The organism is Lacrimispora sp. YZC11 (genome assembly GCF_057543815.1).
In genome coordinates this window covers 1-638 of record NZ_BAAJYQ010000012.1, presented here as the reverse complement: position 1 = coordinate 638, position 638 = coordinate 1, and the positions used below count along the sequence as shown (strand labels likewise).

At 50.6% G+C, this 638-nt stretch carries 1 pseudogene; it reads right to left on the bottom strand.

Annotated elements, in window-relative coordinates:
* A pseudogene (locus tag AC27IJ_RS13785) lies at positions 1-638 on the bottom strand (hypothetical protein); the annotation flags it as partial.

The window sequence follows — 638 nt, the reverse complement described above, 5'->3', positions numbered from 1 at the left end:
TAATACTGGTACTTAGGAAGTGCCGTCTGGTCTAAGAAATACAGCCGGTATGCCTTGGAATACACCATCACATACCTCATTCCTGCCTGGGCCGTAAAGGTGAATAAGCCTCCTGTCTCTTCCGGATCATCCGATATATCCACAAGCTCCGTCTGGACCGATCCGTCCATTGGGTCCGTAAAGATCCGGTACAGCTGGTAATCCATCATGTCCACATCATCCTTGCCTAACTGGATATAGGTGACGAATTCTGCATCCGATGGCGTTGCCATGGCCGTCTTTCTTCCATTGACATATCGTTCGATATCTACATTCAGTCCCCAGGCCGCCTTAAACGCCTGACTGTGGTCGCTGTTATACTCGGGCGATGCCTTTACTGCATTGGATTCTGTGGCCTTTGCCGCATTCTTTGTATATACCACCTTATAGGTCACATCCGCATGGTTCTGATCCATCAGCACCCGGTCAGCATCGGTCGTCAGTTCTTCCTCCAGATCCGGTATCTCTCCCGGATCAAGGGCGATCTCATTTTCACTTCCTCCCCGGACCTCATCCACTACCGTCGCATTGCTTGGACTGGCTGTGGGACGGGAATAATAAGCGGTAAACACCAGATTGGTATCCGGCATATCAAAGGC